Origin of the sequence: Candidatus Poriferisodalis sp. (genome assembly GCF_965205175.1) — a bacterium.
Lineage (GTDB): Bacteria > Actinomycetota > Acidimicrobiia > Acidimicrobiales > Poriferisodalaceae > Poriferisodalis.
Map to the genome: position 1 here is coordinate 1,208,015 of NZ_OZ242038.1, position 26,301 is coordinate 1,234,315.

General features: G+C 68.2%; 18 protein-coding genes and 1 pseudogene. 12 read left to right on the forward strand and 7 right to left on the reverse strand.

Going from position 1 to position 26,301, the window contains the following annotated elements:
- Positions 1-40: 40 nt before the first annotated feature.
- Entirely contained in the window at positions 41-2,518 is a 2,478-nt protein-coding gene (locus ACOGI4_RS05370) for a CoA transferase (RefSeq protein ID WP_419842896.1), read from the reverse strand.
- A gap of 59 nt (positions 2,519-2,577) precedes the next feature.
- Here ACOGI4_RS05370 and ACOGI4_RS05375 point away from each other — a divergent pair, with 59 nt between their 5' ends.
- Both ACOGI4_RS05375 and ACOGI4_RS05380 read left to right on the forward strand, forming a co-directional pair.
- Positions 2,578-3,744, forward strand: coding sequence for a thiolase domain-containing protein (locus ACOGI4_RS05375; RefSeq protein ID WP_419842897.1), 1,167 nt, complete (start codon positions 2,578-2,580; stop codon positions 3,742-3,744).
- Between the two features lie 70 nt (positions 3,745-3,814).
- Positions 3,815-4,234 (forward strand): Zn-ribbon domain-containing OB-fold protein, encoded by a 420-nt coding sequence (locus ACOGI4_RS05380; RefSeq protein ID WP_419842898.1) that lies wholly within the window; start codon positions 3,815-3,817, stop codon positions 4,232-4,234.
- A gap of 48 nt (positions 4,235-4,282) precedes the next feature.
- Here the strand turns inward: ACOGI4_RS05380 and ACOGI4_RS05385 are convergent, their stop codons facing one another.
- Together ACOGI4_RS05385 and ACOGI4_RS05390 are read right to left on the reverse strand one after the other, a co-directional pair.
- Entirely contained in the window at positions 4,283-4,702 is a 420-nt protein-coding gene (locus ACOGI4_RS05385) for a RidA family protein (protein WP_419842899.1), read from the reverse strand.
- A gap of 96 nt (positions 4,703-4,798) precedes the next feature.
- Positions 4,799-7,333, reverse strand: coding sequence for a CoA transferase (locus tag ACOGI4_RS05390; protein ID WP_419842900.1), 2,535 nt, complete (start codon positions 7,331-7,333; stop codon positions 4,799-4,801).
- Between the two features lie 148 nt (positions 7,334-7,481).
- Between ACOGI4_RS05390 and ACOGI4_RS05395 the strand changes: the two genes are divergently transcribed.
- From ACOGI4_RS05395 to ACOGI4_RS05410, 4 genes are all read left to right on the forward strand, one after another.
- Positions 7,482-9,278, forward strand: coding sequence for an ABC transporter substrate-binding protein (locus ACOGI4_RS05395; RefSeq protein ID WP_419842901.1), 1,797 nt, complete (start codon positions 7,482-7,484; stop codon positions 9,276-9,278).
- Positions 9,279-9,365: 87 nt separating this feature from the next.
- Positions 9,366-10,352: an ABC transporter permease gene (locus tag ACOGI4_RS05400; protein ID WP_419842902.1), complete on the forward strand. Its 987-nt coding sequence runs from the start codon at positions 9,366-9,368 to the stop codon at positions 10,350-10,352.
- A complete protein-coding gene (locus tag ACOGI4_RS05405) occupies positions 10,339-11,226 on the forward strand; it encodes an ABC transporter permease (protein WP_419842903.1) in 888 nt (295 codons plus the stop codon). Before ACOGI4_RS05400 ends, ACOGI4_RS05405 begins: the two co-directional genes overlap by 14 nt.
- 151 nt (positions 11,227-11,377) lie before the next feature.
- Entirely contained in the window at positions 11,378-11,656 is a 279-nt protein-coding gene (locus ACOGI4_RS05410; RefSeq protein ID WP_419842904.1) for an HU family DNA-binding protein, read from the forward strand.
- Between the two features lie 8 nt (positions 11,657-11,664).
- Here the strand turns inward: ACOGI4_RS05410 and ACOGI4_RS05415 are convergent, their stop codons facing one another.
- Positions 11,665-12,882, reverse strand: coding sequence for a cytochrome P450 (locus ACOGI4_RS05415; protein ID WP_419842905.1), 1,218 nt, complete (start codon positions 12,880-12,882; stop codon positions 11,665-11,667).
- A 305-nt stretch (positions 12,883-13,187) separates the two neighbouring features.
- On the opposite strand from ACOGI4_RS05415, the gene ACOGI4_RS05420 reads away from it, so the two are divergent.
- The 3 genes from ACOGI4_RS05420 to ACOGI4_RS05430 all read left to right on the forward strand — a co-directional run bounded on the left by ACOGI4_RS05420 (position 13,188) and on the right by ACOGI4_RS05430 (position 17,724).
- A complete protein-coding gene (locus tag ACOGI4_RS05420; RefSeq protein ID WP_419842906.1) occupies positions 13,188-15,398 on the forward strand; it encodes a fibronectin type III domain-containing protein in 2,211 nt (736 codons plus the stop codon).
- Positions 15,399-15,812: 414 nt separating this feature from the next.
- Positions 15,813-16,832, forward strand: coding sequence for a zinc-binding dehydrogenase (locus ACOGI4_RS05425; protein WP_419842907.1), 1,020 nt, complete (start codon positions 15,813-15,815; stop codon positions 16,830-16,832).
- Between the two features lie 10 nt (positions 16,833-16,842).
- Positions 16,843-17,724 (forward strand): amidohydrolase family protein, encoded by an 882-nt coding sequence (locus ACOGI4_RS05430; RefSeq protein ID WP_419842908.1) that lies wholly within the window; start codon positions 16,843-16,845, stop codon positions 17,722-17,724.
- A 55-nt stretch (positions 17,725-17,779) separates the two neighbouring features.
- On the opposite strand, the gene ACOGI4_RS05435 is transcribed toward ACOGI4_RS05430, so the two are convergent.
- From ACOGI4_RS05435 to ACOGI4_RS05445, 3 genes are all read right to left on the reverse strand, one after another.
- Positions 17,780-18,853, reverse strand: a complete 1,074-nt coding sequence (locus ACOGI4_RS05435) for an alpha/beta hydrolase fold domain-containing protein (protein ID WP_419842909.1) — start codon at positions 18,851-18,853, stop codon at positions 17,780-17,782.
- Positions 18,854-18,975: 122 nt separating this feature from the next.
- Positions 18,976-21,216 (reverse strand): acetyl/propionyl/methylcrotonyl-CoA carboxylase subunit alpha, encoded by a 2,241-nt coding sequence (locus tag ACOGI4_RS05440; RefSeq protein WP_419842910.1) that lies wholly within the window; start codon positions 21,214-21,216, stop codon positions 18,976-18,978.
- Between the two features lie 168 nt (positions 21,217-21,384).
- The gene (locus ACOGI4_RS05445; RefSeq protein WP_419842911.1) at positions 21,385-23,010 is read right to left on the reverse strand and encodes an acyl-CoA carboxylase subunit beta; all 1,626 of its coding nucleotides are present in this window, start codon (positions 23,008-23,010) and stop codon (positions 21,385-21,387) included.
- Positions 23,011-23,200: 190 nt separating this feature from the next.
- Here ACOGI4_RS05445 and ACOGI4_RS05450 point away from each other — a divergent pair, with 190 nt between their 5' ends.
- From ACOGI4_RS05450 to ACOGI4_RS05460, 3 genes and pseudogenes are all read left to right on the forward strand, one after another.
- Positions 23,201-23,983 carry an alpha/beta hydrolase gene (locus ACOGI4_RS05450; RefSeq protein ID WP_419842912.1) on the forward strand — a complete coding sequence of 261 codons (783 nt, stop codon included), beginning with the start codon at positions 23,201-23,203 and terminating at the stop codon, positions 23,981-23,983.
- A 238-nt stretch (positions 23,984-24,221) separates the two neighbouring features.
- Positions 24,222-25,373, forward strand: a complete 1,152-nt coding sequence (locus ACOGI4_RS05455) for an amidohydrolase family protein (protein WP_419842913.1) — start codon at positions 24,222-24,224, stop codon at positions 25,371-25,373.
- A 67-nt stretch (positions 25,374-25,440) separates the two neighbouring features.
- Positions 25,441-26,117, forward strand: a pseudogene (locus ACOGI4_RS05460) (dienelactone hydrolase family protein).
- Positions 26,118-26,301: the final 184 nt, after the last annotated feature.

A 26,301-nucleotide genomic window follows, 5' to 3' on the forward strand; every position in this document is an offset into this window, starting at 1 on the left:
CTCTCGCGCATCGATCTGTCTGCTGGGCGTTCGGCGCGGGTTAGCCGAGGGCGCCGGCGGCCGCGAGCTTGACTACTTGGTCGTCGTCGTAGCCGAGGATGTCTCGCAGGACCAGGTTGTTGTGTTCGCCCAGGCTGGGCCCGGACCTGGTGAGGTGATGAGGCGTGGCGCTGAGCTGCAGGCGCGGCGCCTCGACGATCATGCGTTCATGCAACGGGTGCTCCACTTCCATCCAGTGGCCGCGGTGGACGAGCTGCGGATCGCCGAGGCAGCCGTGGCTGTTCTGGCAAGCGTGTGCGGGTACGCCGACGGCCTGCAGCGCGGCCTGCGCCTCCTCCGGCGTGCGCGCGGCAGCCCAGGCCGCGACCGCATCGTCGACGTCTCCGCTGCGCGCGAGCCGCCCCGCGGCGTCGAGCGCGACGAGGTCGGCCTGCACCGGCTGCCCGTCGCCTTCCAGCACTCCGCACAGCGACGCCCAGTGCTGTTCGGTCTCGCACACCACGGCAACCCACGGGTCCGGCGCTTCGAGCGGGTTGCCAGAGCCGTCGCCGGACGAAGCGCAGGCGTACATGGCGTGAGGGCACATGAAGGCATCCGCATTGCCCATCCGCCCAGCTGCGGTGCCGTTGACCGTGTGTTCGAGCACTTCAGCAGCCAAGAAATGCACTGCCGCTTCGGCCTGGGCGAAGTCCAGATGCTGGCCGCGGCCCCGCGGATCGGCATCACGCGCATCGAGTGCAGCCAGCAGCAGCGGCACCATGTACTGCGGAGTGACGTAGTCGGTATACGCGAGGAACGGTCCGGCAGGCGGACGGTCCGGCCAGCCGGTCATCTCGTAGTAGCCGGTGATGGCGCCGGCGAGGTTGCCGAATCCGGCGAAGGTGGCGAGCGGCCCCGTTTGGCCCATCAGGCTGGTGCTCAGCATGACCAGGCTTGGATTGCGCGCCGAGAGCGTCTGCCAGCCGATGCCCCACGCGTCGAGCGTGCCCGGCGTGTAGGACTCCACGAAGATGTCGGCCCAGGCGGCGAGGTCACAGAACGCCTCGCGGCCTTCGGCAACGTTCAAGTCGATGGTAACGCCCAGCTTGCCGGCGTTCAGCGTCCCATACTGGATGGAAGCGTCTGGGCTCATGTCGCCCTTCAGCCCGCCTCCTCCGCCTCGTGAAGCGTCGAAGCGCGCCGGTCCCTCCACCTTGATGACGGTGGCGCCGAAGTCGGCCAGCACCCGCGTAGTGAAGGGGCCGGCGTACACCCACGTCGTGTCCAGCACGTTGATTCCCGCGAGCGGCCTCGGGTTCGAACGGTCGCCTCTGCCCTCCCCGCCGCTGCTGCCGGCACGCACACGTGCGGCGGCCTCCAGCAGCGCCGAAGGGGGCTTCGCCTTCACCGCTGCAGTGTGCGCGCCCAGCGCCGGCGGACCGCCGAGGCTGCGCAGCGGAGCGCCGCTGGGCTTGCACCACGCGCCGGGCGCCACCACGCTGCCCCACGCCGGGTCCTCGACCGTGTCCCAGTAGCCGCGTTCGCTGAAGTGCTCGACGCCGGTCAGCTCCGCCGGGGAGTACACCGGCGCAAGCAGCAGCTCACGCCGCTGCGCTTGCGCGAACAGCTCGGCTCGGGTGCGCGAACGGGTCAGCCGGGCAATCGCAGCCTTGGTCGTCTCCAGCTGACTCGGCGCCAGGTCGGGGTCGGTGAACAGCCGCATCCCGAAGTCCACCCAGTCCAGCGCCGCCAGCTCGTCGTCGCAGCAGCCTTCCTCGCGTACCCAGTCCATCAGGCGGGCGGTGAAGCGGCCCATGGTGTCGCCGAACAGCAGCGTGACGGACACGTAGCCGTCTGCAGCGGGGTACACGAACTGCAGGTGGAAGTTGAGCAGCAGGATGCCCCCGGAGGTCCGCCTGGCCGACGGGTAGGCGTTGGGCGCAGCGACGATCCCCGGGAATGCGGTCTGCATCATTGCCTGTTGCGCGGAAACGTCGACGTGCTGGCCGTAGCCGCTGCGGTCGCGCTGGCGAAGCGCCAACGCGGTGCCGACTGCCGCATGCGATCCGGCGTGCAGCCAGCTCTGCGGCGCGGTGATGCGCAGCGGTGCCCGGTCGGCGTCGCCGGTGATGGCAGCGCTGCCGGCGGCCGCAGCGATGGTGAGATCCGACGCCGCCCAGCCCGACTTGGGGCCTGTGCTGCCGAAAGCTGTCACCGTGGTATGCACCAGACCCGGATTGACGGAGCGCAGCTCGGCGCGGTCCAAGCCGAGCCCGGGGTCGGGAGACTCGATCAGCGCGTCGGCGCCGGCTGCTAGCTCCAGCAGCTCTGGGCGATCGGCGATGACACAGCTCTGTGCGCCGCGACGCAAGCTCCACCAGCCGAGCGACGTCCCGTCGGGCCCGCACTGGCGATGGCGGCGCCCTCGGCCGTCGGGACCCTCGACGAGGATGATCTCCGCGCCGAGGGCACCCAGAATCGATGTACACATCGCACCACGGTGATCGGTGAGGTCCAGTACTCGGTATGGCTTCAGCATCGCCGCGACGCTAGTGACCCGATTCGGCCCGGATGGACGAGGCGGCTAGCGTGCCGCCGATGACGGTTCGCTCCAAGGCGTTCATCGCCGGCGCGTACGAGCACCCCGAACGTGAGCTGCCGGACCGCACGCTGCCCCAGATCCATGCCGAGGTGGCTGCGGGCGCGTTGGCCGACGCGGGGCTGACGCTCGCCGATGTGGACGCCTACTGCTCAGCCGGCGATGCACCCGGCTTCGGTGCCTTGTCGATGGCGGAGTACTTGGGTCTGGACTGCAGCTACATCGACGACACCGAGACCGGCGGCTCGTCGTACCTGGTACACGTCCAGCACGTCGCAGCAGCCATCGCGGCAGGTCACCTCAACGTGGCGCTGATCACCTTGGCGGGCAAGCCCCGCACCGGCGGCGCCGGTCCAGGCGGCAGCGCACGGTTCAGTTCGGCGCCGGAGGCGTCGTTCGAGAACCAGTTCGGCATGTCGGTGCCCGGCGGCTACGCGCTGGCCGCGGCACGGCACATGCACGAGTTCGGCACCACGTCGGAGCAGCTGGCCGAGGTCAAGGTGGCTGCTTCGACCCATGCGCAGCACAATCCCGACGCCTTCCTGCCGGATGTGGTCACCGTGGACGAGGTGGTGTCCTCGCCGATGATCTCTGACCCGCTGCATCGGCTGGACTGCTGCGTGATCACCGACGGCGGCGGCGCCTTGGTGCTGGTCAGCGAGGCGGTGGCATCCTCGCTCGACCGTCACTGCGTGCCGGTGCTGGGCACGGGTACCTCCGTCAAGCACACCTCGGGCGGCCGCATCGACTTGACTCGCACCGGGGCGGTGCGCTCAGGCCCGCTGGCGTTCGCCGAAGCCGGCGTCACGCCCGCAGACATCGACTACGCGTCCATCTACGACAGCTTCACCATCACCGTCGTGATGACGTTGGAGGACCTCGGCTTCTGCGAGAAGGGACACGGCGGCCGCTTCGTGAGCGACGGTGCGCTGCAGTCGCCGGACGGTGTGCTGCCGTTCAACACCGACGGCGGCGGCCTGTGCAACAACCATCCGGCCAACCGCGGCGGCATGACCAAAGTGGTCGAAGCCGTGCGGCAGCTGCGCGGCGAAGCGCATCCTGCCGTTCAGGTGCCCGACTGCGAGCTGGCCGTGGCGCACGGCACCGGCGGCAGCCTCGCCACTCGCATGGCCAGCGCCACGCTGGTGCTGGGCAGGTCAGCGTGAGCGGGGCCGGCGTGTGCGCGGTCGGCGTGAGCGCGGCTGGCGTGTGCGCGGTCGAAGCGGGGCCGACGCGGTGAGCGGGCTGGGGCCATCGGGGCTGCCCGTCCCGTCGCCGTCCGCGAACCTCGAGACGCAGCGGTTCTGGGATGCGGCCGCTGCAGGCCGACTGGAACTGCCTGCCTGCGACGACTGCAGCCATGTCGTGTGGTACCCGCGGCAGCGCTGCGATCAGTGCGGCAGCACCTCGGTGACGTGGTTCCAGGCGAGCGGGCGAGGCACCGTCTACAGCGCCACGGTCACCCGTCGCATCCCGGGCTCGTGGCGCGCAGCCGCACCGTTCGTGCTGGCCTATGTCGAACTGGACGAAGGCCCTCGGGTGCTCACCAACATCGTCGGCTGCGATCCCGACACGGTCCGCATCGGACAAGCCGTGCAGGCCGTCTTCGACCCGACGCCCGAGGGTTCGGCGCTGCTGCGTTTCACGCCCGTCTGAGCGCCTCGAGCCCGTTTGCGCTCCCTGCCTGCCCTCAGCGAACTGCCCTCAGCGAATGATGGCGTCGACTTCGATCTCGATGACGAGGTCGGGATGGATGAGCCCCGACACCTCGACCAGCGTCGACGCGGGCCTGATGTCGCCGAACACCTCGCCGTGCGCGCGGATGAAATCGTCGAGCAGTGCGATGTCGGTGATGAACGAGCGGGTCCTCACGACGTCGGCCATCTGCGCACCCGCTTCGTCCAATGCTCGCTCGATGACCCCCAAGGTGAAGATGGCCTGCCCGTAGCAGTCGCCTGGGTGGGCCACGCCGTCGGGGCCCAGCGAAGTGCTGCCCGATACGGCTACCCAGTCGCCGACGCGTACTGCCCGCGAGTAGCCGGCACGGGCTTCCAGCGGACCGCCGCTGGAGATGTGCTGTCGTTCGTTGCTCGCGGGGACGTTGCTCGTGGGGACATCGCTCATGAGGACATTGTGGCCCAAGAGGACACGGTGGCCCCCGGCCGGCCGGGCCGCGGCCGAGCGGCGCGCAGCTGCACTGTGCGGGCGAGGTTCGCGACCTCAGGCGATAGCGCCGGCGATGACGAGCTCAGCGATCTTGTCGGCGTCATAGCCGAGGATGCCTTCGAGCACCTCCATGTTGTGCTCGCCGAACATCGGGCCGCCCCACAGCGGCCGACCGGGCGTGCGCGACAGATCGAAGTTGCTGTTCTCCACCCAGGTGTGGCCGTGCTTGGCGTGCGGCACCGACAAGAAGTGCTCGCGGGCGATGATCTGCGGATCGGCTACGAGGTCGGCGGCGTCGTTGACGCGGTGAACCGGCACACCGCGGCGCTGCAGGCCCGTCTCGACGTCTGCCGCATCCTGGGGTGCCGTCCACGTCGCGATCGCCGCATCGATGGCATCGCGGCGAGCGCGGCGGCCCGCAGCGTCGAGCGCCGCCAGATCCGACGCGCCCCCGATCTCTGCCAACGCACCTGCCAGTCCGCGGTGCTTGCTCGATGCGTCGGCCATCAGCCCCGCCAGCGCACGCCACTGCGCGTCGGTCTCGCAGGCGACCGCAACCCAACGGTCGTCGCCCGCCGCCGGATACACGCCGTGGGGGCACATATGGCGGTCGGCGTTGCCGTCTCGGCCGGCAGTGCGGCCGTTGATCTCCTCGTCCGCCAGCTCGGTCGCCAGAAAATGCAGAGCGCCTTCCATCTGCGCGAAGTCGATGTGCCGGCCGCATCCGGTGCGGTCTCGCTCGGACAACGCGGCGAGGATCAGCATCACGCCGAGCTTGGGGGAGATGTAGTCGGTGTAGGCCGTGAAGGGTCCCGCCGGCATCCGATCCGGCCAGCCGGTCACCGGATAGAAGCCGGCGATGGCAGCTGCCATGGTGCCGAAGCCTGCGTACTGTCGCATCGGGCCGGTCTGACCCATCAAGCAGCTGGAGAACATGATGAGCCGTGGGTTCACCTCGCGCAGCACCTCGTAGGTGAGACCCCAGTTCGCCATTGCCTTGGGCGAGAACGACTCGGTCAGCACGTCGCACCACGCCACGAGGTCAAGCACCACCGCGCGCGCCTCGGGCAGCGTCAGATCCAGCGTCAGGTCCATCTTGCCGGCGTTGATCGAATGGAACTGCAGGGCGTTCTCCTGCCCGCCCTCTTCGCCGATGAACGGGTGGACGCCGCGCAGCACGTCGGGCTTGTGCTCGCTCTCCACCTTGACGACGGTTGCGCCGTAGTCGGCCAGGGTGCGGGTTGCGCCGGGCCCCGCCAGTGCCCACATGAAGTCGAGGATCTTGACGTCGGCCAGCGCACGCTCGGCGGGTCGCGCCGAAGCCGCAACGTCCGCCGCTGGACGCGAGACGACCGGCGCGTCAGCGTGGCGACGGCCGCCATCGCACCCGTCGACCTGCATTTCGTCAGCCGGCGACGCGTCGGCGTCCGCGTCCCCGAGATACGCCGCGGTGTGCTCCCCGAGCAGCGGCGCCGACCGCAGATCGGCCAGCGGTTCGCCGGAGGTCTTGGCCAGTGCGCCGCACAGCCGCACCGGTGCCGGGCCGTCGGCGCGTGGCACCTCGACGTGCTGCCAGTAGCCGCGTGCTCTGAGCTGGTCGAGGGCGAGCACATCGGCGGTGGTGGTGATGGGAGCGATGAGCAGGTTGTCCAACAGCGCCCGTTCGAGCAGTTCGCGTTTGGTCTTGCCGGCTACGAGTGCTTTCAGGACCCCGATTGCCTGGTCGAAGGTGTCCATGGACTCGCGGCCTTCCAGCACGGCCATGCCGAAGTCCACCCAGTCTTTGTCTCGCAGGTCGGGCTCGCAGTATCCCTCCTCGCATGCCCACGACAGGATGCGGCTCGTGAACGGGGCAATCATCGGCCCGAACAGAAACGTGACGGTCACGAAGCCGTCCGCGCACGCGTAGACCCATGGGATCAAGAAACCGCCCAGGTTCACCGCTCCCGGCAGGCGCACCGGCACGTCGCCGCCGGTGAGCACTGCCATCATCTGGAACTGCGTGCAGTCCACGAAAGACTGCTGCGCCGAGGTGTCCACGTGCTGCCCCAGTCCGGAGGCCCGCCGTTCGTGCAGTGCGATGAGCAGTGCGCCGGCGGTGTCCACCGCAGCGTTGTGCCATGTCTGCGACGAGCCGATGCGCACCGGCGCCCGGTCACGGTCCCCGGTCAGCGACATCGTGCCGCTGGCAGCAGCGATGGTGAGGTCGGTGGCGGCCCAGCCGGTCTTGGGGCCTGTCTCGCCGAACGGGGTGATGGACGCAGTCACGAGCCGCGGGCAGGCGGCGCGCAGCGCCTCGAGATCGACGTCGAATACTCCGCAGGAAATCACGGCGTCGCAGCGGGCGGTGAGGTCGGCAATCTGATCGGCGTGCTCGACCACCACTGATCGCTTGCCGCGGTTGTAGACGAGGAATTCGATGGCGCGCTCCGGGTCGATCACGTCGTCCACATAGGGGCCACGATGACGCGAGCGGTGGCCGCCGGGCGGCTCGCAGAGCACGACCTCGGCGCCGAGCTGCGCCAGCAGCATGCCGGCAAGGTGCCCTCGGTCGTCTGTCAGGTCCAGTATCCGATAGCCGTCCAGCAACTCGAAGCGCTCCCTGGTCGTTGGGATGGGGTCGTCGCTATGGGCGCCAGTGCCCCACCGAATGCCCCAATCAGTGTCAGAGACTCTGCCAGACAAGCGCGTCGGCTGCGAGCGTTGCATTTGGCTGACATGGCACACTTGATGCTTCGTGAAGACCAGTCAAGAGGCCAGCCAAGCTGGGGACGCTCGCCGGATGCCCCGTCGCCTGCGGCGCAGCGCCGCGATCGCGACAACAGCGCTGCTGCTGCTCGCAGCATGCGGCAGCGACACATCCGGCGAAGATCCCGTCCGCACGACCGCGGCCGATGCGGCCGCCGGCACCGCTGCCACCGACGCTGCCGTTGCCACCGAGCCGGCCGAACCATCGGGCGGCACGCTGGTGCTCGCGGTGGAGCAATGGCCGGAGTGCATCAACCCCGTCACGTCGTGCGCGAACGCCACTTGGACGATCTGGTCGGTGCTCACCCACCTGCTGCCGAGGCTCATGGAACTCGACCAGTCCAACACCTACGTGGCGTCGTCGTTGCTCACCGAGGCGCCCACCGTTGCCAACGGTGGCCTCGTCACCGCCGACGACGGCACGTTCACGCTCACCTACCGCTTGAACCCCGCTGCGACATGGAGCGACGGCGAGCCCATCACCAGCACGGACATCTGGTTCACGTGGCGCGCTGCGCTCGACACCACCGGCACGCTCAGCTCTCTCGGCATGGACCTCATCACCCAGGTGGATCATTCCGATCCTCACACGGCGGTCATCACGTTCAGCCAGCCGTACGCACCGTGGCCGACACTGTTCGGCGCAGTGCTGCCGGCCCACGAGCTGGGCCCCGACACCGACATCGCCGACCAGTGGAACGACCGCATCACCGTCTCTGGGGGACCGTGGATCCAGACTGAATGGAACCAGGACCAGCACATCTTGGTGCCCAACCGCAGCTACTGGGACGCCGAGCGCATCCCGCTGGTGGACCGTGTGGTCATGGTTCCCCGCGAGGACACCGACTCCGAGCTGCTCGCGTTGCAGACCGGCGAAGCCATGGCCGCCTTTCCTCAGCCGTTCCCCGGGGCACGCGACCGCATCGGCGGCAGCCTCGGCTACACGGTGGGCGAAGGCACCTTCGTGGAGGGCCTCTGGATCAACCAGGACGCGCCGGACCGGCGCTTCGAGCTGACGCGCAGCGTGCGCCAAGCCATCGCCTACGCGCTCGATCGGGAACGTGTGGCCGACATCGCCTTGGGCACCATCGTCGCCGATCCAGACGTGCTGCAGTGCGCAGGGTGGAACCCGGGCTTCGGCGCTTGGTGCAACGACGATTTCGCCCGGTACACCCAGGACGCTGCCAAGGTGGCGGAGCTGCTCGAAGCCGAGGGCTGGACGCGGCCCGATCCCGACGGTCTGTGGGTGAATCCGGCGGGCGAGCAGCTGGTGCTGACGTGGAACACGGTCGCGGGCAACAAGCGCCGAGAGGACGTGCAGGCCTTGGTGGTGGAGATGACCGCGCCGCTGGGGATCGGCTGGGAGATCGTCAACTACGACCCAGGCGAGCTGTTCTCGAACCGCCTGCCGGCCATGAACTTCGGACCCGTCGCGCTCTTCGCGAACAGCACCGATCCGGATCCTTCGGTGGCCCGCCTGTACGACATAGACGGCGTTCCCACCGAGGAGAACGGCTACTCCGGGCAGAACTTCACCGCCTACCGAAACCAGCAGGCCAGCGACCTAGCGTTCGCCGTCGATGCCGAGGTGGACCCGGCCGCCCGCGGTGAGCTGGTACGCCGGCTGAGCGAGATCCTGGCGGTTGACGTGCCGTGGATTCCGCTGTACGTGCTGCCCAACATGGTGATCTGGGACGCGGATGCCGTGAAGGGCCCAGGCGCGTATGTGTCGAGTCCCTACGGCGGCTTCTTCGACATGTTCGACTGGACCGTACACACCGGCTGAACGCAGCGGCGGCTCAGACGGTGACCGCACCCCGGGCCGTGTGGTAGCGGGCCCGCATTCGGCGCAGGGACTGGCAGGCTCTCGACCGTGACGCGTTACGTCCTGCGGCGCATCGCGACCACGGTGCCGATGCTGCTGGTCATCTCGTTCGCGGTGTTCTGGGCGGCGAATCGGATCGCCAAGCCGGGGCGTGACCTCGCCGTGAACCCGCGAGTCACCCCGGCAGACCGCGCCGCGTACCTCGAATCGCTGGGGCTCGACGATCCGCTGTTCGTCCGCTACCTGGGCTGGCTGGGCGATTTCGTCACCGGCGACTTGGGCACATCGCTGGTGCGCAACGGATCCGACGTGTGGCCCATCGTGCGCACTGCGCTGGCCAACACGGCCGTGCTCACCGGCACCGCGGTGGTGCTGTCGCTGGCGCTGGGCGTCGCCGTCGGCACGGTGTCGGCGGTGCGCCGCGACTCGCTCGTCGACCACGCCGCCACGACGTTCTCCTTCGTCGGCATCTCGATACCGGTGTTCTGGCTGGGGCTCATGCTGCAGCTGCTGTTCGGGCTCTATTTGGCGAACTGGCTGGGCGTCGCCCCGCCGTTGCTGCCCACCGCCGGGCTGTACTCGCCGGGACAGCAGGGATTCGACTTGGTGGACCGGGCGAGACACCTGGTGCTGCCGGCGATGGCGCTGTCGTTGCAGCTCGTGGCGGTGTACAGCCGCTACATGCGGGCGAGCCTGCTCGACGTGATGAGCTCGGACCACATCCGTGCGGCTCGCGGCCGGGGCTTGGCGGAGCACACGGTGGTCATCCGCCACGGCGTCCGCAACGCGCTGATCCCGGTGACGACCCAAGCCGCTGTGGACGTCGGACAGCTTGTCGGCGGACTCGTCGTGACTGAGCGGGTCTTCCAGTACCCGGGCATGGGCCGGCTGTTCTTGGATGCCATGTTCGGCGGCGACTACCCGATGCTGCTGGCCACCACGATGATCGTGGCTGTAGCGGTGATCGGGATGAACTTGGCTGCAGACCTGTTCTACGGCGTGCTGGATCCGAGGATCCGTCGTGGCAGTCGCTGAGGTGCAACGGTCCGAGCGGCCCGCTGCGAGAGTGTGGCGACGGTTCGCGCGCCGTCGCACAGCGCTGGTGTCGCTGGCGATCTTGGTCGGCATCGCCGTGGCGACGGTCGGGGCTGAGGCGATTGCGCCGTATTCGGCTGGCCGAACGCACCCCAGCGATGTGCTCGCGGCGCCCGGTCGCGTCTATCTGCTCGGCACGGACACTTTGGGTCGCGACACGCTCAGCCAGATGCTCTACGGCGGGCGCGTCACGCTCGCTGTCGGCGTCTCGGTGGCACTGCTGGCGACTTTCGGCGGCACGCTGGTCGGCATGGTCGCGGGCTACTTCGGCGGCGCAGTGGACGCGGTGCTGATGCGCCTGACCGACACGCTGTTGGCGCTCCCGGGCCTGCTGGTGGTGATGATGCTCGCCCGGATGCTGGGCGACGGCATCGTCGATGTGGTGGCGGTGCTGTCGCTGCTGGGCTGGATGGCTGTGGCGCGCATCATCCGCGGCAGAGTCCTCGGGTTGCGTGAGCTGGAGTTCGTCGCAGCAGCCCAGGCGATGGGCGCGAGCAGAACGCGGGTGATGCTCGGCCACCTGCTGCCGAATCTGGTCGGAGAGATCGCTGTGGCGGTCTCGCTCGCGGCAGCAGCCGCGATCCTGGCCGAGTCGGTGCTCAGCTTCCTCGGGTTCGGCGTCAGCCCCGCGCACACGCCCACCTGGGGCAACATGCTGGGCGGCAACGAGGGCTTCATGACGGTAGCCCCCTGGCTCGTCATCCCGCCCGGTGCAGCGATTGCGCTCACAGTGCTGTGCGTGAACTTCGTCGGCGACGGACTGCGTGACGCATTCGACGTGCGCAGCGACAGCCGCGGTGGCCGTGCTCGCTGAGGTCGGTCGCGAGGTGCAAGCGCTGCTTCAGCCCGATAGACAACGGGCTGCACATGCGCCGCGACGGGGCTCGGCTGTGCTGTTCTTGCGCCCCGATTCACCTCGCCCGATGCACTCGGGCCCGATTCAATGTGAGATGAGGAGCCTGATCATGGCGAACAAGGCGGAGACCATCAAGGCAGTGGCCGAGGAGGCAGGCGTGACGGCCGTCGACGCGGAGCGCACGCTGGCGGCGTTCTTCGAACTCGTCGCAGCGGAAGTGAAAGCAGGCGGCAAGGTGTCGTGGCCTGGCTTCGGCACGTTCTCCATGTCCGAGCGTGGCGCCCGCATGGGCCGCAACCCTCAGACCGGCGAGTCCATCGAGATCGGCCCGAGCCGTTCGCTGAAGCTGGCGACCGCGGCTGCCATGAAGCAGCAGCTGATGAGCTGAGCCGGGGCTCAGCCCCCCGGCGTGAACCTGATCGGCAGGCTCGTCGGGCCCCAGATGCCGTTCGACAGCGGCTTCCATTCCACCTCTCCGTCGAGCTGCAGGTCCCCCATACGCTTCGCGACGGCCTTCAGCGCTTCCTGCAGCTCGGCTCGGGCCAAGAAGGCCCCGAGGCAGTGGTGGATGCCGCTGCCGAAGGTCATGTGCGGCGTGCCCGAGCGGCGGGTGATGTCGAAGCGGCACGGCCCGGTGTACTTCGCACCGTCGTAGTTGGCGGCAACCAGGCTCGGGAAGATGAGCGTGCCGGGGGCAAACTCCATGTCGCGATAGACGATCGGCTCGCTGGCGTAGCGGGCCGTGCCGCGTATCGCGCCGAGGTAGCGCATCACCTCTTCCACGGCGCCGGGTGCGAGCGCAGGGTCCTCGGCCAGCAGCCGGAACTGGTCTGGGTGACCTGCGAAGAGTGCGACCGCGCACGCCAGCTGATTGCGGGTGGTGTCCGTGCCTGCGAGCAGCAGCGAGTTGGCGAGCGACAGGAGTTCGTCGGTGGAGAGCCGGTCGCCGGCCTCCTCTGCCGCGATCAGGTCGCTCAGCAGGTCGTCACGCGGCGCTGAGCGTCGCTCGGCGATCATGGCCGTCATGTAGGCAGCCATCTCCTCCTGCGCAGCCACGATGGTCGGGCCGTCGCGGTGGAGGTTGCCGTTGAAGATGCGGAAGACGTCGGTTGCGATCCGGCTGAAGAACTGCCAGTCCGCCCGAGGAGCGCCGAGCAGCTCGCAGATGATCGGTATGGGGTACGGTTCGCACACCTCGCTGACGAACTCTGCGCTGCCGCGCTCGCAGATCGGGTCCAGCAGCTCGTTGATGACTTCGGCCATGAACGGGCGCAGCCGCTCGGCCGATTTCGGCGTGAAGGTCGGCCCTACCAGGCGGCGCAGGCGGTGGTGTTCGTCGCCTTCCATGGCCAAGATGTTGTTGCCGGCACGCTGGCGGAACTCGGGGTTGTCGTATCCCTGCATGTCGGCGATGAGCCCGATGGCGGAGTGCCAGCGGCCGTCGCGCAGCACCGCTGCGGCGTCGTCGTAGCCGGCGATGACGTAGCCCAGCGGCGTGCGAGCGATCCACTCGCCGCTCTCGAGCAGCCCGAGCAGCATCTGCCGCTGGTCTTCCCACGACACCGGGTCCAGCTCCAGCTCTGGCATGTCCACATCGGCAACAGGCACCGCCATGAGCGCACCCTAACGGTGCTGCGCGAACAGTGTGAGCTTGCCAGGGTCGCGCTGGGCTGACCTTCTGGCTGATGGTACTGCTTCAGTCGGGAGGTCGCCAGAGCGAGCGTGCTAGCCTCCGCGCCGGTTGAGTCCGCGCCGTGCCGACGGTGCAGCGCAGCAGTAGTTGGGTGAGAGCGATGCCAATGACCGGTGATGGTCGATTTGTGTGTTCGACGAACCGTCCTCGCGGGGGGGGGGGTCGGAGCGTTGTTGATCGGCCGCGGGCCGGTTGGCGTGGTTGGGTTTGGGGGTTGGTTGGGGTAGTGCTGTTGGCGGCGGGTGTGGTGTTGGTGCCGTCGTCGGTGGGGGGTCAGGGTTCGTCGGTGCCTGCGGCGCCGAGGCATCTGCTGATTGTCAAGGTTGTGGGCGGGGTGAAGCTGTTTTGGTCGGATCCGGAGGATCCGTCGATCACGAAGTACCAGTATGCGCTTGGGGAGAGCGGGACCAGTTGGGTCGATATGGCTGGTTCTGGTGCGACGACGACGTCGTTTGAGGCGTCTGGGAGCGGGACGATCTATGTGAAGGTGAGGGCGGTCAACGCGAACGGTGCGGGCGCGGCGTCCTTGGAAAAAGATGAGGTCGCGGGCACGTCGGGCAATGTGATCGCGGTGTCGCTTGATCCTGCTGAGGTTGTTGAGGGCAATTCGGGCAGGATGGATGTGACGTTGACTGCGACGCTTCCTGCTGCGGCGCCTGCGGGGGGCCAAGTGGTCAGCGTTGCGCATCGGCTTGGCGGCAGCGCGACGTTGAACATTGCTGCTAGGGCCCGTTCTTGTTCTAATCCGTCGCCTGCGACTGCTGATGTGTGTTGGCCGAATGGGAAGACGTTCACGGTGGCTGAGGGGGAGACGGAGGGTACGCTGGTGTTCGGCGTGTTGGGCGACACGACGCAGGAGAAAAGGAGGAATGTCGCTTATATGTCGGCGTACTACACTATTGCCGGTACTTCGAGCCGGGCTGAAGGTAATGCTGCATTGGTGATCCTCGATGACGACGGCGCCAACGCAGGCACTACTACTACTACAACAACCACAACGACGACGACTACACAGCCGACTACGACCACAACATCAACGACTACCACGACCAGCACTACGACTTCGACGACGGCACCGACTACGACGGCGCCGACGACTACTACGACGGTGCCGGTGCCTGCGAAGCCGTCGGGGTTGTCGTTCAGTCGGCGTGGGAATACGAACACGTTCGATGCGTCGTGGACGAATCCGAACAACGCGTCGATCACTCGGTGGTCGTATCGATGGGCGATTCCCGCGGGGACGAAGTCCTCGTGGAAGAATGTCCGCAATTCGGGCAGTTCGACGACGTCGTTGTCGTTCAGTCCGCCGTCGGGGATCACTGCGGGCAAGTGGAGGTTGCAGATTCGGGCGCGTAACGCGAGCGGGCTGGGGCCGGTGTCGTCGTGGGCGTCGTTCAACGTCCCCGCCACAACCACCACCACGACTACGACCACCACCACCACGACTACGACGACACCGCCGACGACCACGACGACTACGGCGCCGACAACCACGACGACTACGACGACTACGACGACCACGACGACCACGACGACTACGACATCGCCGACTACGACGACTGCTGCGACGACCAGCACGACTTCGACGACTGCTGCGCCGACGACGACCGCGACGGCGGCGGCGCCGCGGTCTTCGTCGGGTGGAGGCTCCGGCGGCGGTGGGGGCGGTGCAGGCGGGGGCGGTGGCTCTGGCGGTTCGGGTGGTGTGGTGGTGTCTGGGAGGCCGTGGCAGCCGTCAGGTGTGCGTGTCGTGTCGGGCGGCGGTGTGCTGTTGGTGTCGTGGGCTGCGCCGGGCGGCGGTGCTTGTGAGGCGTCGGGCTTTTTGGTGCGTGTCCGCGAGCGGCCGAGTGATGGCGGGTCGGGTGTGGGGCGTGTGGTGGCGGAGTCGTTGGTGCTGTCGGGTGTGACGAGCTGGCTGGTGACCGGCCTGACCCCGGGCGTGGGCTACACGGCGGAGGTGTTGGCGTACAGTGCTGTGTGCTGGAGCTTCTCGCCGCCGGTGACGCGCACGTTCACGGTCGCTGCCGAAGGCAGGCCGCCTGTTGCGCCGAGGCGTCCGTTGATGAGCCCGATGCCGGTGCGAGAACTGAAAGTGGACACCGCGAAGCCGGGTCGGGTGACGGTCACCTGGACGAAGCCGGCTGCCACGCCCGATGTGCAGCGTGATGTGCGTTGCGCGTACACCCGTGCGGGTGTGCCGCACTGGGTGAAGACCGTCCGCTACGCCTATGAGGTGCGCAATGTGACCACCGGAGAACGCGTGGGGGCGGGCAGCTTCGAGTCCGCCGGCCCCACCGTTACCCGCACCGTCGCGCTCACCGGTCACGCGGCGGGCGCCGGGTATCGGCTGCGGGCGAGCGTCGTCGCGTATTCGGAGACCTGCAAGCGCTGGTCGCCGATACGCCGCGTCTTCTGGTGGACCAAAGCCCGATAGGCCGCCGTCCCGCTGCGCCGGGCGAGCGTGCCGTTCGGCAGCCGCAGCCGGCAGGTCGACAGGTCGGTGCGGTCACCGCGAGCCTCCAACGAGCGAGCGGCGAATGATCTCACCGGCGAGGGCGGAGTGTGGGCAGGGGCCTCCGCGCGCAGTTCTGCGACGCCACCCACCCCGCGCGTTCAGCAGATGCGTCGCAGCTGTTTGAGCACGGAGGCCCCTGCCCACACCCCGCCCGGACAAGACACAGCCGGCAGCCGCACCGCCACGCACCCCGCGCGTTCATACAGATGCGTCGCAGCTGTTCGGGCACGGAGGCCCCTGCCCACGCTCCGCCCGAAAGCACTGAAACAAGCAGCGACGCGACCATAACATGACGGCAATGAGGCGCCACAGGGCACTTCGACAGACAGCCCGATGAAGGCCATCGTGTTCGACGAGCACGGCGACATCGACGTGCTGTCCTACCGGGACATCGCCGCGCCCGAGCTCCGCGCAGGTGAAGTGCGCATCGCGGTGCGGGCGTGCTCGCTCAACTACCACGATGTCTTCACTCGCCGCGGCATGCCGGGCATCAAGGTGCCGCTGCCGGGCATCCCCGGCTGCGACGCAGCTGGCCAGGTGGCCGAGCTGGGCCCCGGCGTGAAAGGCTGGTCGGTGGGCGACCGGGTGCTCGCGGATCCGGTCCACATCGATCGCGAGACGGGCAAGATCTTCATGATCGGCGACACGCTGTGGGGCGCGTACGCGCAGTACGTCACGGTGCGCGCGAGCCAGCTCATCGCCTTGCCCGACGACGTCTCCTACGCGGACGCTTCGTGTCTGCCGGTGGCCTACGGCACAGCGCACCGGATGATGGTCACTCGCGGCCGGGTCGGCCCGGGAGACACGGTGCTGATCCTGGGCGCCAGCGGGGGTGTGGGCACCGCCGCGCTGCTGATCTCGGTGATGCGCGGCGCGAGCGTGATCGCCGCTGCGGGGACCGACGACAAGTGCAGGCGTCTTGCCGAGCTCGGTGCCGCCGAGACCGTCAACTACACCGATGTCGACATCGCCCGCTACTGCCGAGAGCGCACCGGCGGGCTGTTCGGCGGCGGCGGTTACGACGTGGTGGTCAACTTCACCGGCGGCGACACGTGGGCCCGCTCGCTGCGATGCGTGCGCCAAGGCGGACGCGTGCTCACGTGCGGTGCGACTGCCGGCTACAACCCGCCTACCGACTTGCGCTACATCTGGACCGCCGAGATGGACATCCGCGGCTCCAACGGATGGCAGCGCAGCGATCTCGACGAGTTGCTCGGGATGGTGCGCAGCGGCGCCTTGGTGCCGGTCATCGATTCGCAGGTGCCGCTGGCCGACGGGGTGGAGGCGCATCGGGCACTGGAAGAGCGCCGCTTCTTCGGCAAGATCGTTCTCACTGCCGACGCGCCGGTCTGAGCCTCGGCCCGTGCATCGCCTCGGGGATGTCCCAGCAAGGGCAGGCAGCAGCGACGACAACGCCGTCATCGACTTCCGATTTCGCCCCATCGGAGCGCGCAGCTGGACACCGCAGACCACCTACCACTACCTCGAGCGCATGGGTCTCGAACCGTGTCCCAGCTTCGTGCAGCAGTCCGAGGACCTGATGTTCGCCGAGATGGACGCCGCGGGGATCGCGCTGGGTGTCATCGGCGTGCCCGGGCCGACCGGCATTCGTGGGCTGGACCCCACTGGCACGGCCGAGATCGGCCGGATCGTCTCGGCACATCCAGGGCGGTTCGTGGGGTTCGGCTCTGTCGAGCCCAGCGATGTCGAAGCTGCAGCGGCGTCGCTGGCTGAGCTGGCATCGCAGGGAATGCGCGGCGTCACGGTGGACCCCTCGACGGCGCGTGTCAGCCGTCGTTTCGACGACCGAGCGCTCTATCCGATCTACGAGGAGGCGCAGCGTCTCGGGCTCATCGTGTCCACAACCATGAGCTGTTTGCTCGGCCCGTATCAGGACGACTGCCGCCCCGAGTATGCCGACCGCGTGGCCACGGACTTCCCCCAACTGACGGTCTCCATTCAGCACGGCGGCTGGCCGTACGTGCGAGAGGCGATCGGCGTGGCGTACAAGCAGCCCAATGTGGTCATCGTGCCAGGCCAGTACGTCCACTACGGCTTTCCTGGCGCTGAGGACTACATCACCGCGCTGGCCCGTCAGCTGCCGGACCAAGTGCTCTTCGGCAGCGTCTATCCCAACTGCGGTCCGCTCGCCGACCTGCGCCGCATCGTCGCGGGCTGGGAGCTGCCGCCGCACATCGAGCGCAAGTACCTGCACGACAATGCCGTTCGCGTGCTCGGCCTGTGAACACCTGCCGAAGCGTCGGCAGCCGCCCCTGTGCTCGACGACGGCGACCGGCGGATCAGAGCGAGTACGCGAAGTCGCGCAGTGCGGTGGCGGTGGCCGCGTACACGTCCGGAATCGCAGCGCGGAAGATCACGTCGCCTGCATGGCAGGTGCCGTTGACGGTGCGCGACTGGGCCGCATTGCCGGCGGCGAGCAGCTTTCGGTAGTACTCGAGGCCCTCGTCGCGCAACGGGTCGAGCTCGTTCACCGAGATGACGTGGGGCGGCAGGCCTTCCAAGTCGTCTGCTGTTGCGTGCAGCGGCCACGCCAACGGGTCGCGGTCGCTGGCGCCGGAGGGGTCGTACAGACGCATCAGCGCGCCCATGTTGGCAACTTCCAGGAAGTACTTGTCGTTCTCGAACAGCGACACCAGGTGTGCGGGCGGGTCGGCGTACGCGCCTGAGATGTACGGGCACTGCGCGAACACGCCGTCGATGATGTCGAGGCAGCCGTCGCGCTTCGCCTTCAGTGTGCTGGCCAGCGTGAGGTTGCCGCCGCCCGACTCGCCCGAGACGGTGATAGTGCTGATGCCCAATGCCGCTTTGTTGTCGGCCACCCAGCGCAGCCCGGACGCGCAGTCGTTGAGTCCGGCCGGATATGGATGACGGCCCAGTGCCCCGCTGGCGTTGCGGAACTCCACGCCCACAGCCACCAAGCCCAACGCGGCGAGTTCGTCGCGCCAGCGCCGATACGACTTGCCTGCCGCCTTGAGCAGCACCATGCCGCCCCCGTGAATGTGGTACACGCACGGCAGCAGGCCGCTGGTTTCGGCAGGCGCATGGATGTACAGGGAGATGTCGTTGCCGTCGACGCCGGCGATGATTTCGGTGCGCGAGGTCACGCCCTGCACCGGCGGCAAGGCGTCGTAGAGCGCATCGAAGAGCTGCTCGTACATGGGCTCGGCGGCGTCCACGTAGGCGTGCATCTCGTCGATGGCCGAAGCCGCAGTGACAGGCGTCGCGGCCGGTTCGCCGGCGAGGCCCATCGGTTCCATGGCCGCGATCATCCGCCGGTCCGAACGAGGGTCGGTCGCCAGCGTCATCGCCGGGTTGCCCAGCCGGCCGGGTCGATGCAGTTCTGCGGTGCTCATGGGCTGGTCCCCCTGTTCCCCTGTCTGCCTTCTGCTGTCCGGCGGATGGCACGGACCCCGAAGACTCGTGTTGACAGTAGCCCGCTTGCGGTACGCCGTGCGTCGTCCCTGCGCCGGCTCGGTCAGTCGTCGGCCGTGATCACCGCTATCAGCTCGCCGTTGTCGATCTGGTCGCCCACGCCGACTCGCACCTCGGCGACCTCGCCGTTCGTCGGAGCCGCGATCTGGTGCTCCATCTTCATGGCTTCGAGGACGACGAGCACCTGACCTTCGCTCACGCGGTCGCCGGCCGCCACGTTCACCATCAGCACTCTGCCCGGCATTGGCGCAACCAGCCCGCCTTCGGCCGTCTCCGCGTGCGAGTCGGGGAAGCGAGAGTGCTCGCGCAGCATCACCGAACCGCCCAACGGGCCGGTCGCGTACCAGTTGCGCCCGCGCCGGCTGACCTGCCACGTGCCGCGCAGTCCGCCCGCTGAGACGTCGAGTTCGGCATCCAGAGCCTCGGCCGCCGCAGCGCCGGCGTCGCAGTCGGCCGCTTGCTCAGCCACGGCGCGCAGCTGGATCGAGTGGGGGCGCACGACGAACTCGCTGGCCCGCGGCGCAGCGGTTCCGCCGTTCGCATCATCGTTCGGCGCAGGCGGTGTCTGCGTCAGGTCAGTTTGTGTCAGGTCAGTTTGTGTCAGGTCAGTTTGTGTCAGCTCAGTCTGCGGCGGCGCGTAGGGTGCCTCGGTCTGCAGAGGGGCGACGCGCAGCCGATAGTCGCCGTCGCGCCGGCGTCGGTAGGTCACGCTGACGTCGATGTCGTCGGCGCCGACGGTCGCGAGCGGCAGCATCTCGTCTGGCATGGCGCTGTTTCGGTAACCCGAGCTCATGAATCCCAACGCAGTGGCGCTGCAGCGATTGCGGTGCTGGGAGACCAACGCAATCGCAGCCGCAGCGGCATGGGTGAACTGCGTCCGCTCCGGCGCCTGCGAAATCGTCGCCAGTCCTGTCCGCTCGATGAAGTCCGTGGTGGTGTCGCCGGCGAGGAACTCATCGCTGCGCAGCACCGCAGCCAGAAAGTCCCGATTGGTCAAGACGCCGCCGATGCGAGTGCGCTCCAGTGCCGCCGCCAGTCCGAGTGCGGCCTCGCGACGAGTCGGGGCCGCGACGATCACCTTGGCCAGCATCGGGTCGAACTCCGTGCCGACCACCGAGCCGGCTTCGATGCCCGAGTCGAAGCGTGCAGACGTGTCTGCGGCGGGGGCCCACAGTTCGATCGTGCCGGTCTGCGGCAGAAAGTCGCTGCAAGGGTCCTCGGCGTACAGGCGGGCCTCGACGGCATGGCCGCCGATGGCCAGATCGCTTTGGCAGTAGCCGAGTTCTTCCCCCGACGCGATGCGAAGCTGTTCTCGCACGAGATCCAGCCCGGTGATCGCCTCGGTGACCGGGTGCTCGACCTGCAGACGGGTGTTGACCTCCAAGAACCAGAAGCTCGCATCGTCGCCGGTTCCGTCCAGCAGGAACTCCACCGTGCCGGCTGAGTGGTACCCGATGGAGCGCACAGCTGCCAGCGCTGCCTCGCCCATGCGAGCCCGCAGCGCCGGCGTGACCGCAGGCGATGGCGCTTCCTCGATGACCTTCTGGTGGCGCCGCTGGATGGAGCACTCGCGCTCGAAGCAGTGCAGGAGGTGGCCGTGCGTGTCTCCGAGCACCTGCATCTCCACGTGGCGCGGCGCCGGCAGGCAGCGCTCCAAGAACACGGTGTCGTCGCCGAACGCACCGGCGGCTTCGCGGCGGGCGCCGGCGACCGCATCGGCCAGCTCCTCGGCGTGATCGACGATGCGCATTCCTTTGCCGCCTCCGCCGGCGGCTGCTTTGACCAGCACCGGAAAGCCCACCTCGGCTGCTGCGGCCCTCAACGCGTCCTCGCTCAAGTCCTCGGTGACCGGCACCGACGGCAGCGTCGGCACGCCGGCCGCGGCCATCGCCTCCTTCGCCGCCAGCTTGTCGCCCATTGCGGCGATGGCGTGCGGCGGCGGTCCGACCCAGATGAGACCGGCATCGATCACGGCCTGAGCGAACGCAGCGTTCTCCGACAAGAAGCCGTAGCCCGGGTGGACGGCATCGGCGCCGCTGCGGTCCGCTGCTGCCATCACCTTGTCGATGTCGAGGTAGGTGTCGGCGGCCGAGCGGCCTCCTAAGGGCACGGACACGTCGGCGTCGGTCACGAACGGGGCGCGCGCATCGCCGTCGGCATAGACGGCCACGGTCGACATGCCCATCGAGCGCGCCGTGCGGAACACCCGGCGGGCGATCTCGCCGCGGTTGGCCACGAGCAGTCGCCGCAGCGGGCGGGACCCTGGCGCGGCTGTCGTGCTCATCGACGAGCCTCCTGCTCGCTGCCAACCGGCTCGACGGCCTCCGGCCCGGCGTGCGCAGGCTCAGTGCCCTCGGGGCGATCGACCTGTGGGCTGTTGCGCTCCGGGCCGTTGCAGTGGCTTGCGATGGTCGGTGCTTCGTGCATTGCTGCGGCCCTCACTTCAGCGGCCCTACATGCGGAAGACGCCGAACCCGTCGGCGCCCTTGACGACATTGTTGTGGCACACCGACAGCGACATCGCGATCACGTCTCGGGTATCGCGCGGGTCGATGACGCCGTCGTCGGTCACTCGCCCGCTGGCGTAGGCGGCCAACGACTTCAGCTCGTGATAGTGCTCCACCTGCTCGGTGATCCTGCGGTCGGCCTCCGCGTCGAACTCGACGCCGCGGCGCATGGCCTGGCCCCGCCGGACGATCGACATGACGCCGGCAATCTGCTTCGGCCCCATGATGGCGATTTTCGCGGTGGGCCACAGGTAGGTGAATCTGGTGTTGAACGCTCGTCCGGACATGCCGTAGTTCCCCGCCCCGTAGCTGTTGCCCAGGATGACCGTGATGTGAGGCACCATCGAGTTCGACACGGCGTTGATCATCTTCGAGCCGTTCTTGACGATCCCGCCCTGCTCGAAGTCCTTGCCCACCATGTAGCCCGTGATGTTCTGCAGGAACACCAGCGGGACGTCTTGCTGGTTGCAGAGCTGGATGAACTGGGCGGCCTTCTCCGAGCTGTCGCTGAACAACGGGCCGTTGTTGCCCAGGATGCCCACCGGGAAGCCGTGGATCGATGCCCAGCCGCACACCAGCGTCGTGCCGTAGCGGGCCTTGAACTCCTCGAAGCGGGAGCCGTCGGTGATGCGGGCGACGACCTCGCGGCAGTCGATCAGCGCTTGGAGGTCTCGCGGCATCAGCCCCAGCAGTTCCTGCGCATCGTGTATCGGGGGATCAGCCGGCATGGTCGGCCCGGGGCCCAGCTTGCGCCAATTCAGGTGCGCCACGACTTCCCGGCAGATGCGCAGCGCATCGGCTTCGTCCTCGGCCAGATAGTCGGCGAGGCCCGAGGTCTCCGCATGCATCTGTGCCCCGCCCAGCGTCTCGTCGTCGGAGTCCTCGCCGGTTGCCATCTTCACCAGCGGCGGCCCGCCCAGGAAGACCTTGGACTGCTTGCGGATGAAGATGTTGTAGTCGCTCATGCCGGGCTGGTAGGCGCCCCCTGCAGTGGAGCTGCCGAACACCACGGCGACCGACGGGATCCTCAGCTTCGACAGCTCGGTGACGTCGTAGAACAGCCGTCCGGACTCGGCGAAGTGGCTCTCCTGCTCGCGCATCTGTCGCTCGGGGTCGTCGTCGCCGCGCAGATCGCCGCCGGCCGATTCCACGAACTGGATGTAGGGGAGCCGGTTTTCTCGGCAGATCTCGATGGCGCGCATGATCTTGCGTCCGGCGAACACGGTGATGGCGCCGCCGAGCACGCTCGGGTCGTTGCCCTCGATCATGCACTCGACGCCGTTCACGACGCCGATGCCCATCACCAGCCCGCCGCCGACGGCGTAGTTCGAGCAGTAGCCGGCCAGAGCGCTGATCTCGAAGAACGGCGAGTCACGGTCCAGCACCATCGCGATGCGTTCGCGCACCGGCATCTTGCCGCGGTTGCGCATGCGCGCCATGGCCTGCGGGCCTCCGCCAGCCGCGGCCTGCTGGTGCAGCTCGTCCAGCTCGGCGAGCTGCGCTGTCATGTCTTCGCAGTTCTTCGCGAACCACGCAGCGGAGGTGTCGATGTGAGTTCGCAGTACCGGCATGTGACTCCCGCGAGGTGGCCATGCGCCCGCCTGCGCGCCGGCGAACCGACGGGCGCAAGCGAGAGCGGGCGAATTCTGCATGAATCGCCACGCGAATGCCTACCTGTTCGCGACCGCGGCTGCCGTTCCGCGTCACGCGCCAATGACCTCATGGCTGACCTCAGGCCAATGTGCATCTAGCCTCCGTGCCGTGGCTGACTCGGGTGCTTGGCCGGTTGACACGCACATTCTTCGACGTCGCGACGCCGGCCGGAGCTACCAGCTGTGGGTGGCAACGCCGATGGGCTACCGCGCCGATGCCGCGCGGCCGTACCCGCTGGTGGTGTGCTGCGATGCGCCGTGGACCTTCGGCACCGCAGTGGACACCACTCGGTTGCTGTCGATGTCGCGCGAGACGCCCCGCTGCGTGGTAGCCGGCATCGCGCACGACACCGCCGACATGCGCGAGATGCTCGACCTGCGCGCCGTCGACTTCACCGTGACACCTGCAGTGCCGCCGCCGATGACCGGCGTCCGGCTGCCGGCCTCGCAGACCGGCCAGGCCGAGTCGTTCCGGCAGTGGCTGGCCGAAGACGTCTTGCCGCTGCTGCGCGGCCGCTACCACGTCGGCGAGGCGACCTACGTGGGCCACTCGTTCACGGCGCTGTTCGGGTTGCATGTGCTGTTCAACGCGCCGGACATGTTCGCTCGCTACCTGCTGGCCAGTCCCTCGGTGTGGTGGGACTACGAGGTCATGTTCCGGCTCGAAGCCGAGCACGCTGCCGCCGGCGGCGACCCGGATGTCAAGGTCTTCATGTCGATGGGCGAGCACGAGACCGGCGAGTACTCGCCCCAGGCCAAGTTCCACGACCAGTTCTCCGCCCGCGGCTACCGCAACATCGACCTGACGTGGCGCGTGTTCCCCGGCGAGAATCACAACACCGTGGTCGCCCCGGCCGTCAGCGCAGGCCTGCGAGCGCTCTTCGCCGACTGAACTAGACCGAGCCAGGCTGAACCAGGCTGAACCGCTGCTGGAACCCGGCACGGCCCGCCTGCTTCGTCGGCTTGTCTGTTGCATCGGCTCAGCTGTGAGCCTGCTTGAGTACGGCAACGGTGCATGGCCGCGGCCGCTTGCCGGATCGCTGCGCATCGGCTCGCAGCAGGCGACAGAATGGGGCCTTGGGGACAGTCCGCCGGAGGGTACACGGGCGGGGAGCAAGGGGAGGCTTGACATGGCTACGACGTACACGCACAAGAGCGCAGGGCCGCTGGCGAAAAACGGCACGGTGCCGGTCTACGACGCGGATGCGCACATCGCGGAACCGCCCTCGGTGTGGCAGGAGTACGCCGACCCGAAGTACCGGGACCTCATCATGCAGTGCCGAGTGCTGGGCGACGGCAGCGACGCGGCGTTCGCGGAAGGCAAGAAGCTGCGCAACGGCATTGCGCCGGCCTGCATCCCGCACGCGTACGGCAGCGACGTCACCTGGGACGACATCGTGCCCGGCAGCTACGACCCGGCGGCTCGCCTGGCGGTGATGGACGACGAAGGGCTCGACGCAGCACTGATGTTCCCGTCGCTGATGCTGATCTCCGGCGACATCAAGGCACCTGATGTCGCCGTGGAGAACGCCCGCGCGTACAACCGCTGGATGGCCGACTTCTGCTCGGCTGACCCGAATCGGCTGTTCGGCATGGGGGTGTGCCCGCTGCAGTCGGTCGACGGCGCGGTGGAGGTCATCGGTGAGGTGGCCAACGCAGGGCTGACCGGCATCACGTTCCGCCCCGAGCGCTACGGCGGGCTCGAGTTGTTCTCGGCCGAGATGGACCGGGTCTGGTCGGCGGCGGAGCATCACGATCTGACGGTCGGCATTCACGGCAGCTTCGGCTCGGGAATGCCGAGCTTTGCCAAGACCCGCTATGAGAACCAGTTCTACGTACACATGGTGTGCCATCCCTTTGAGCAGATGGCCGCAGTGATGGAGATGGTGGCCTCCGGCGTCCTCGACGATCACCCGATGCTGCGGGTGGGCTTCTTCGAGTCCGGCTTGGGCTGGCTGCCGTACTGGCTGGACCGGCTCGACGAGCACAAGGAGGCCATGGGCCACCTCGTGCCGCGGCTCAAGCGCGACCCCACCGAGATCTTCTCCGAGCAGTGCTTCGTGACCATGGAGGCCGGCGAGGGTGACGCCTTCGAGCAGGTGGCTGCCATGGGCTTGGCCCACACCGTCGTGTGGGGCTCGGATTACCCGCACTACGACTGCACGTTCCCCGGCGCGCTCGCGGAGCTGAACGAGACCTTCGAGGGCTTCGACGACGAGGTGAGCGCCCTGCGAGACGAGGTGGTCTACACCAACGCCCGCCGCTTCATGGGCCTCACCTGAGCAGCGTCGGCTTGGCAGCGCCGGCTCGATGGCGCGGACTGGGCAGGGTCGGCTAGACAGTGGCGCTATGGGACAGACGATTTCGCTGACAGCCGCTGACGGAACCTCCATCAGCGCGTACCGGGCCACGCCCAGCGGGCCGGCACAGGGCGGCGTGGTGGTCGTGCAGGAGATCTTCGGCGTCAACGACCACATCCGCAGCGTCGCCGACGGCTACGCGGCCGAGGGTACGTGGCCGTGGCGCCGGCGCTGTTCGACCGCGTGCGGCAAGGCGTGGAGCTGGACTACGACGCCGAAGGGATCGACGTGGGCCGCAAGATCGCCTTCGAGGACCTCACCGTGGATCAGGTCATGGACGACATCTCCGCGGCGGCGGACTGGGCCGCGGAGGGCGGGAACGTCGGCATCGTCGGCTACTGCTGGGGCGGCTCGATGTGCTACGTGGCCTCGGCCCGCCTCGCAGACAGGATCGCTGCGGCATCGGGCTACTACGGCGGGCAGATCATGCCGCATCTCGACGAGCGGCCCCAAGCGCCGCTGATGCTGCACTTCGGGACCGAGGACCGCGGCATCCCGATCGAGAACGTGCAGGCGATCGCCGACCGCTGGGACCACATCACCGTGCATGTCTACGAGGGCGCAGACCACGGCTTCAACTGTGACGCACGTGCCAGCTATCACCCCGATGCTGCTGCACTGGCCAGGCAGCGCACCCTCGACCACTTCGACGCGCATTTGGGCTGAGCATCTGGAACAGAGCCGCCGGGCCACCTGCACTTCCTGCCTTGGCCGAGCACCCGAACTGAACCCCTGAGCTGAGCAGCCGATTCGGCCGAGGGCTGCATCTCGCAACTGTACGAGCGTTTCGGTGACTCGGCGGGGCGCTGCCGCTTCGGCCGCGGGCGACGTCCGGCGACAACAGCCGCCT

Excerpts from the sequence above, each read along its gene's own strand:
- ACOGI4_RS05370 (WP_419842896.1), bottom strand. The coding sequence starts at position 2,518 with ATGCTGAAGCCATACCGAGTACTGGACCTCACCGATCACCGTGGTGCG.
- ACOGI4_RS05375 (WP_419842897.1), top strand. The coding sequence starts at position 2,578 with ATGACGGTTCGCTCCAAGGCGTTCATCGCCGGCGCGTACGAGCACCCC.
- ACOGI4_RS05385 (WP_419842899.1), bottom strand. The coding sequence starts at position 4,702 with ATGAGCGATGTCCCCACGAGCAACGTCCCCGCGAGCAACGAACGACAG.
- ACOGI4_RS05410 (WP_419842904.1), top strand. The coding sequence starts at position 11,378 with ATGGCGAACAAGGCGGAGACCATCAAGGCAGTGGCCGAGGAGGCAGGC.
- ACOGI4_RS05415 (WP_419842905.1), bottom strand. The coding sequence starts at position 12,882 with ATGGCGGTGCCTGTTGCCGATGTGGACATGCCAGAGCTGGAGCTGGAC.
- ACOGI4_RS05425 (WP_419842907.1), top strand. The coding sequence starts at position 15,813 with ATGAAGGCCATCGTGTTCGACGAGCACGGCGACATCGACGTGCTGTCC.
- ACOGI4_RS05435 (WP_419842909.1), bottom strand. The coding sequence starts at position 18,853 with ATGAGCACCGCAGAACTGCATCGACCCGGCCGGCTGGGCAACCCGGCG.
- ACOGI4_RS05440 (WP_419842910.1), bottom strand. The coding sequence starts at position 21,216 with ATGAGCACGACAGCCGCGCCAGGGTCCCGCCCGCTGCGGCGACTGCTC.
- ACOGI4_RS05445 (WP_419842911.1), bottom strand. The coding sequence starts at position 23,010 with ATGCCGGTACTGCGAACTCACATCGACACCTCCGCTGCGTGGTTCGCG.
- ACOGI4_RS05455 (WP_419842913.1), top strand. The coding sequence starts at position 24,222 with ATGGCTACGACGTACACGCACAAGAGCGCAGGGCCGCTGGCGAAAAAC.